The 6,473-nt window shown below is 71.2% G+C and carries 4 protein-coding genes and 1 pseudogene; 2 read left to right on the forward strand and 3 right to left on the reverse strand.

Annotated elements, in window-relative coordinates:
• The 3 genes and pseudogenes from D7X32_RS42225 to D7X32_RS42235 form a co-directional block, all read right to left on the reverse strand.
• Positions 1–490 (reverse strand): annotated as a pseudogene (locus tag D7X32_RS42225) (glucans biosynthesis glucosyltransferase MdoH); the annotation flags it as partial.
• 48 nt (positions 491–538) lie between these two features.
• Positions 539–1,054, reverse strand: coding sequence for a hypothetical protein (locus D7X32_RS42230; RefSeq protein ID WP_120608163.1), 516 nt, complete (start codon positions 1,052–1,054; stop codon positions 539–541).
• Entirely contained in the window at positions 1,042–2,535 is a 1,494-nt protein-coding gene (locus tag D7X32_RS42235) for an OpgD/OpgG family glucan biosynthesis protein (RefSeq protein WP_439329049.1), read from the reverse strand. Before D7X32_RS42235 ends, D7X32_RS42230 begins: the two co-directional genes overlap by 13 nt.
• 550 nt (positions 2,536–3,085) lie before the next feature.
• Between D7X32_RS42235 and D7X32_RS42240 the strand changes: the two genes are divergently transcribed.
• The gene (locus D7X32_RS42240) at positions 3,086–4,537 is read left to right on the forward strand and encodes a DEAD/DEAH box helicase (protein WP_120608165.1); all 1,452 of its coding nucleotides are present in this window, start codon (positions 3,086–3,088) and stop codon (positions 4,535–4,537) included.
• Positions 4,538–4,767: 230 nt separating this feature from the next.
• Positions 4,768–6,473: serine/threonine-protein kinase (locus D7X32_RS42245; protein ID WP_147450484.1), on the forward strand; the 1,706-nt coding region annotated here is incomplete at its 3' end.

Below are 6,473 nucleotides of genomic sequence, written 5' to 3' on the forward strand. Positions count from 1 at the left end.
GCCCACCCACCCGGCGGCACAGCTCCGACCACGCCAGCTCCTCCGCCACCCACGACTCCGCCCGCGTGGAGTCGCTCAGCACGTAGAAGTCGAACGCGTCCAGCTGCCCCGTCGCGGCGATGGACTCGTACGTGGCCTGCACGTGCGCGAACACCGAGGCCGGGTCCTCGTTGTAGACGGGCATCACCACCGCGGTGCGGCGCGTGAGCGGCTTTCCGGCTTCCTCTTCCGTGGGCCAGCGCAGCCCCGGCACGCGCTGGTTCGACATGAGCTGGATGAAGCCCGCGACGCCGCTCCAGAACGACAGGGCGATCCACGCGAAGCACAGCGCGAACAGCCCCAGCACGAACAGCTCCGGCACCGTGGTGCCGTGGGCCGCGAGCAGCCGGTGCATCTCCACGGAGGCGAAGCCGGTGGACAGGGCCGCGAGGCCCAGCACCATCACACGGCGGGGACGCGCCAGGGCCGGAGTGTAGGGTTGGGCGTTCATGCGGACTCCGGGCTCCCGTGCGGCTTCTTCGATGTGTGGGGTGCGCGCCTAGCGCGACGGCGACACATCCGCCCGGCTGGCGGCGGGACGCAGCCAGCGGCGCAGCATGTCCATGAAGGGATTGAGCACGAGCACCTGCTCGCGCATCTGGCAGGGCATCTCCGCGGGCGCGGACATGGGCACTGCTTCACACACCGCGCGGCGCCACGCCTCCGGCAGCGAGGACGGGGTGCGCATCAGCACGTCCGCGCCCCAGCGCGCGCCGCCCACCAGCACGAACGCGGCCCGGCCGCGCACCATCAGCGACGGCCCCACGTGCGACGGCCCCAGCACCTCCGCCAGCCAGCCCTCCACCCGCCAGCGCGCGAGCGCCAGCGCGGCCTCCGGAGACAGGGACAGCTCGCGCGTGCCCAGGATCCACCCCGCCAGCCGCTCCAGGTCGCCACGGGCGGTGAAGCCGAAGTCCTGGAAGAAGCTCACCAGCGCGGCTTGCGTGTCCGCACGGGCCGCCTGCGGCATGGCCGGGGCGAAGGAGATGAACGGGTGCGTGGTCACGGAATCCACAGGTAGCTCCAGGTCTCGGTGAGGGTCTCGGAACCGCGTTTCAGGAAGCAGCGCAGCTCGACGGGGCCTTCTCCGTCGGGCATGAGCTCGAAGGCCGCGCGGTAGCCACCCGTGATGGCGTGGAGCTCCGCGCGCGGGTGCAGCACCTGGCCACGTGAAGCGGTGACGACCGCCTCCACCGGGCCCGTGCCTTCTCCGCTGCTCTTCGTGAAATCGAGGACGAAGCGACGCGCCCCCGGCTTGCTGCCCGCCGCGACACGCGTCGCCGCGACGGTGGAACCTCCGGCCTTCGCGCCCTCGGGGGAAAAGCCCCAGGACAGCCGGTAGGAGAAGCGAAGTTGTGCACCCGCCTGCACCGGTGCATCCGGCACCCAGAAGGCCACGATGTTGTCGTGGATCTCCTCGCGGGTCGGGAGCTCCACGAGCCGCACGGACCCCGCGCCCCAGTCGCCCACCGGCTCCACCCAGGCGCCCGGGCGACGCTCGGAGCGCGCCTCCAGGTCTTCATAGCTGCTGAAGGCCTGGTCGCGCTGCAACAGGCCGAAGCCCGACAGCCCGTCCGTATGGAAGCTGCTCACCTGGATCTGCTTGGGGTTCTTCAGGGGGCGCCACAGCCTCTCGCCGTTCTTCATCCACACGGAGATGCCGTCGGAGTCGTGCACCTCCGGGCGGAAGTCGTCGAAGTCGCCCCGGTCGTTCTCTCCAAAGAGGAACATGCTGGTGAGCGGCGCCACGCCCAGCTGACGCACCGGCTTGCGCACGAACACCGTGGAGTCCACGTCCATCACGGTCCGCTCACCCGGGTGGATGGCGAAGCGGTACGCGCCCGTGACGCTGGGGCTGTCCATCAGCGCGTGCACCACCACCGTGTCCGAGCCCTTCGCCGGCGTCTCCAGCCAGAACTCGCGGAACGTGGGGAACTCCTCGCCCCCCGGCTGCGCCGTGTCGATGGCGAGCCCGCGCGCGGACAGGCCGTACAGGTTGCCCTTGCCCAGCGCGCGGAAGTAGCTGGCGCCCAGGAAGGCCACCAGTTCGTCGTAGTAGTCCTTCGTGTTGAGCGGCGCGTTGAGGCGGAAGCCCGCGAAGCCGTTCACCTTGCCCTTGGGCGGCGTGCCCACCAGCGGGCCGTAGGTGAACTGGTCCGTGGAGAACGGGACCGGACGCGCCTTGCCGCCCTCCACCACGTTCACGCCCACCGGACGCGTGTAATAGAAACCGGGGTGGAAGAACTGCGCCCGGAAGGGCAGCCCCTCTTCACGCCACAGCGAAGCGGTGTCGCGGAAGCGGATGTCCCGGTACTGATCGTAGGTGAGCTTCTCGAAGGACGGAGGAACGCCAACGGGCGGCTCCTGGTACGGCTTCGCGGCCAGCGCGCGGGCCTTCTCCTCCACCGTCGCCGCGGAGAAGCCGGAGGCCTTCGCCGCCTTCGGCTGCTGGGCACACGCCAGCGCCGCCACGCACAGCCCCAACCCCCAGGCCATCCCCACCGTCTGTCGCTGCCACCGCTTCAAATCCCGCTCCTCACCAGGGCCGACCGCCCACGCCATTACGGCGCGACGCGGCAAAGGCTAGCAACGGTTGTGCCAAGCGGCAGGGGCCGGAGGATTTCCCAACCAATCCAAGGGTTTACCCCAAGGTGGCATCCGAACAGTTCATTGCTGTTCCAAGGATTCCGGCCGCTTGGGAGGGCGTCCAAGAGAGAGGGCTGTCGCCGGCTGGAGTGAGGGGTTGTGGACGATGGGGACAGGCGGCCAACAGCCCTGTCCGAAATCTCCACAGCGGCGGGGGGCAGCCGGGCGGGAAGGATTTCCCGGGACATTGCCCCCCATTGCAGGCAGTGTGGCCGGGCCCTGAGCGGAACCGGGAATCGTTCCGGACGCCCAGGGGTTCCAAGACGTTCGCAGGTGCCTCGGGCCGCAGATTGGCCTGACCGCGTACCGCCAGGCGCCCCCGTATACCGCGGGAGGGCGCGCTGCGCGGTCGGTCCCCCGCTTGAGGGGGAGTGCGCCCACCCTTCTCATGCGGGATTTCATGACTTTCGACGAACTGCAGTTGACCGATTCGCTCCTCAAGGCCGTCAAGGCGGAGGGCTACACCACGCCGACGCCCATCCAGGTGAAGGCGATTCCCCACGCACTGTTGGGCAAGGACGTGCTGGGCGTGGCCCAGACGGGCACGGGCAAGACGGCGGCGTTCGCGCTGCCCATCCTCCAGCGCCTGTCGGCGAAGGCGCCCGCGGGCGGCGCGCGTCCGGTGCGCTGCCTGGTGCTGACGCCCACGCGCGAGCTGGCCAGCCAGGTGAGTGACAGCTTCGGCACCTACGGCAAGCACCTGCCCCTGCGCCACGCGGTGGTGTTCGGCGGCGTGGGCCAGAATCCGCAGGTCCAGGCGCTGCGCCACGGCGTGGACATCCTGGTGGCGACGCCGGGCCGCCTGCTGGATCTCATCGACCAGGGCCACGTGACGCTGCGGGCGCTGGAAGTGTTCGTGCTCGACGAGGCGGACCGCATGCTGGACATGGGGTTCATCCACGACGTGCGGCGGATCATCAAGGTGCTGCCGCAGGTGCGCCAGACGCTGTTCTTCAGCGCGACGCTGCCGCCGGACATCATGGACCTGGCGCGCAACATCCTGAAGGACCCCGTGCGCGTGGAGGTGTCTCCCGCGTCCAGCACGGCGGAGACGGTGAGCCAGCAGGTGTACTTCGTGGAGCGCGAGGAGAAGCGCGCGCTGCTCACGCACCTGCTCCAGGACGCGAAGGCGATTCCCCGGGCGCTCGTCTTCACGCGCACGAAGCACGGCGCCAACCGCGTGGCCAAGCAGCTGACGGCGGCGGGCGTGCGCGCGGACGCCATCCACGGCAACAAGAGCCAGAACGCCCGCGAGCGCGCGCTGGACGAGTTCCGCGCCGGCACCCTGCGCGTGCTGGTGGCCACGGACATCGCGGCGCGCGGCATCGACATCGACGGGCTGTCGCACGTGTTCAACTACGACCTGCCCAACGTGCCGGAGCAGTACGTGCACCGCATCGGCCGCACGGGCCGCGCGGGCGCCAGCGGCCAGGCCGTGTCCTTCTGCGACTCCGAGGAGCGCGCGTACCTGCGCGACATCGAGCGCACCATCCGCCGCAGCGTGCCGGTGGTGGCGGACGCCGCCTTCCGTTCCCAGTTGCCCCCGCCCCTGCCCGGTGACGTGGAGGACAGCCGTCCCCCGATGAACCGGGGTGGCCGGGGCCCGTCGCGCGGCAACGGCGGCGGTGGTGGCGGCGGACAGCGCCGGGGTGGCGGACAGCGCCGCGGCGGTGGCGGCGGCGGGCAGGGCCGTCCGAGCGGTGGCCAGCCGCGTCAGGCCAGCGGCGGCGCCCAGGCGGCGCGGGGTGGTGGACAGGGCCGTCCGCAGCAGGCGCGGCCCGCGGTGGCGGCACCGGCGGCCTCGGGGCCGAGCTCGCCTCCTTCCCGGCGCACGATGTCCAAGTGGGGCTGAGCCCCTCCTCCCGGGTAGGCGTGGCCTGAAGGGGCGCGCCTTTTCCGGGTGAGCAAGGATGGATGGAGTTCATGACGCCCGGGTCCTCTTTCGAGGGTCCGGGCGTTCGACTTTCCGGGGGGTGGAGGGAGGCAGTGGGCTCGCGCCCTGGCGGATGGGGCGTGGTAGCGTGGCGCCGTGTTTCACGGTGGTGCCTGGCACCCCTTTGTCATCAGGACACGCCCTCTTCCATGACGCGCTCGGCTGATGGTGAGCTGCACATCGATTCGGTCCTCCGGAACACCTACAAAGTCGTCTCCGTGTTGGGGCGGGGCGGCATGGGTTCGGTGTTCCTGGCCCAGCACCTGCGGCTTCCGGGCAAGCAGGTCGCGGTGAAGGTCTTGCGCGTGGGAGACCACGTGGGGCCGGACCTCCACGTGCGCTTCCGGCGCGAGGCGGAGATCGCCTCCCGGCTGGGGCACCCGAACATCGTGGAGGTGCTGGACTTCGACACGCTGGAGGACGGCAGTCCGTTCCTGGTGCTGGAGTACCTGCGCGGGGAGAGCCTCGCGGACCGGCTGCGGCGCGGGCGGCTGACGTTGGCGGAGGTGTTCTCCTTCACGCGGCAGATGGGGTCGGCGCTGCAGACGGCGCACCGCGCGGGCATCGTGCACCGCGACCTGAAGCCCGCGAACATCTTCCTGGTGCCCACGGACTCCGGCGGCGTGGTGGGCGAGCGCGTGAAGCTGCTCGACTTCGGCATCTCCAAGGTCATGTCGTCGGAGACGCTCCAGACGCAGGAGGCGGTGCTCATCGGCACGCCGCAGTACATGTCGCCGGAGCAGGCGCAGGGGCAGAACAGCCGCATCGACGCGAGGACGGACCTGTTCGCGCTGGGCGGCATCGTGTTCGAGATGATCTCCGGGATGACGCCCTTCGGTGGGGGTGGGCTCGCGCAGATCATCTACCGCGTGGTGCACGAGCCGCCGGTGTCGCTCGCCACGCTGATGCCGGAGCTGCCGGAGAACGTCGCGAAGGCGGTGGCGCGCGCGCTGGAGAAGAAGCCGGAGAACCGTCATCCGGACGTCGCGTCGTTCATCGCGGAGCTCACGGGGACGACACTCCAGTCGTTGCCGGAGACCGAGGAGCAGATCGCGGCCCGGACCTTCGGGCGCGCGAAGCGTCCGTCGGGCGTCGCCCTTCCCTCCGTGGCGCCGAGCGACGAGGACGCGATGGGCGCCACGATGGCGCCCGCGAACAAGGGGCTGGGGACGGGCCGCTTTGGAGCGGATGCGCTCGCGGCGCCGGATGACATCGGCTTCGACGCGACGATGGCGCCACGAGCCGGTGGCACGGTCCCGTTCGGACAGCGGCCGCAGGTGGCGGGCGGGACGATGGGCTTCGGCGCCACGCAGATGCCCGGGAGTGGAATGGGGAGCTCGGGCGTGGCCCTGCCGGTGCCTGCCGGCGTCCCCGTGCAGTCGCCGGGCAGCTACAGCGGACAGCAGGTCGCCCAGGGCTACGGCACGGGCCAGCACGTCGCACCCGGCAGCCTGGGTGGACAGCAGTCCGCGCCGGGGAGCTTCAGTGGCCAGCACGTCGCACCCGGCAGCATGGGCGGGCAGCAAGCCGCGCCGGGGAGCTACGGTGGCCAGCAGGCGGCGCCGGGCAGTTTCGCGGGAGCCGTCGGTCCCCAGGGCCAGCCGCTCGCTCAGGTGAGCGTGTCGGGTCAGCCGGGAATGCCCGGCCCGATGACGATGCCGGTACCGGTCGCGGGCCCGGCGAAGTCGCGCGTGATTCCCATCGCGGGCGCCGCCGCGCTGATCCTTGGTGCCGTGGGACTCGGGTGGTGGCTGCGGCCTCCGCCGCCGGTCGCGCCTCCGCCCGGTGTCGCGGACTCAGCCCCAGCTCGCGTCCCCCCGGCCCAGGATCCTCCGCCCGTGGTCGCGCCCACGAC

It is taken from the genome of Corallococcus carmarthensis (genome assembly GCF_003611695.1).
Taxonomy (GTDB): domain Bacteria; phylum Myxococcota; class Myxococcia; order Myxococcales; family Myxococcaceae; genus Corallococcus; species Corallococcus carmarthensis.